At 46.8% G+C, this 1228-nt stretch carries 1 protein-coding gene; it reads left to right on the top strand.

The genetic code is table 11. The features are described 5' to 3' along the window. Window positions 1–123 precede the first annotated feature (123 nt). The coding region (locus R7P67_RS25070) for a glutamate-5-semialdehyde dehydrogenase (protein WP_318086353.1) at window positions 124–1228 on the top strand (1105 nt) is incomplete at its 3' end.

Here is a 1228-nt window from a genome sequence, read left to right as displayed (position 1 = left end):
GGCAAAAATTACTGGCAAACACAGTAAAGACATCATCTCTATTTTGGGTCATGACTACGGCTCAGAAGTGATTCATCGCGATGATCTTGTCGTCATTCAAGAATAGAAATTGAGGGAAGCAACGTGGATTTAACGAATATGGGTAAAGCTGCTAAAGATGCAGCTTTCGAATTGGCGACGGCGCCAACTGCTCAAAAGAACCAAGCTCTAGCGATCATCGCAGATGAGCTAGAAGCAAACTCAGCTGCGATTTTGGCAGCAAACGCAAAAGACATCGAACTTGGTCGCGAAGCTGGTCTGACCGATGCGCTGTTAGACCGTCTACTGCTGAATGAAGAACGCTTAACGGGCATTGCAAATGATGTTCGCAATGTGATCAGCCTAAACGATCCTGTGGGCAGCGAAATCGACAGTAAAGTGCTAGAAAACGGCATGTCTCTCTCTCGCCGCCGTGTACCACTTGGTGTTGTGGGTGTGATTTATGAAGCGCGTCCAAATGTGACCATCGACATTGCCGCACTGTGCCTGAAAACGGGTAACGCCAGCATCCTACGCGGTGGTAAAGAGACGTTTTTCTCTAACATGGAACTTGTGAAAGTTATCCAATCAGCCCTTGCAAAAGCAAACTTGCCAGCCGCTTCAGTACAGTACATTGAAAAACCAGATCGCGAGCTGGTTTCTCAACTGCTTAAACTGGATGACTACGTTGATATGATCATCCCACGTGGTGGAGCGGGTCTGCACAAAATGTGTAAAGAGAACAGCACAATTCCAGTGATCATCGGCGGTTTTGGTATCAGTCACATTTTTGTTGATGAATCCGCGGACCTAGAGAAATCGCTAAACGTGGTTGAAAACTCGAAAGTTCAACGTCCTTCGGCATGTAACTCGCTAGACACACTGCTTGTTCACGAGAAAGTGGCGGCGAAATTCTTGCCAATGATTGTCGAGCGAATGAGTGACAAAGTGACGTTTGTAGCAGAACCAAAAGCGAAAGCGCTAATGGCTCAAGCTACGCAAATTCGCGATGCCGCAGAAGGTGATTTTGATACCGAATGGCTAAGCTACACGTTAGGTGTAAAAGTTGTCGCTGACGTGAAAGATGCGATTGATCACATGCGAGTTCACAATGCGAGTCACTCAGATGCAATCATGACCAACAGCTTGATTAACTCGGAGTTGTTCATCAATTCGGTGGGCTCGGCTGCAGTTTATGTGAATGCGGCAA

Source organism: Vibrio sp. Vb0937 (genome assembly GCF_033338855.1).
The sequence above is the reverse complement of the archived record's forward strand: the minus strand, read 5'-3'. Positions and strand labels throughout refer to the sequence as shown.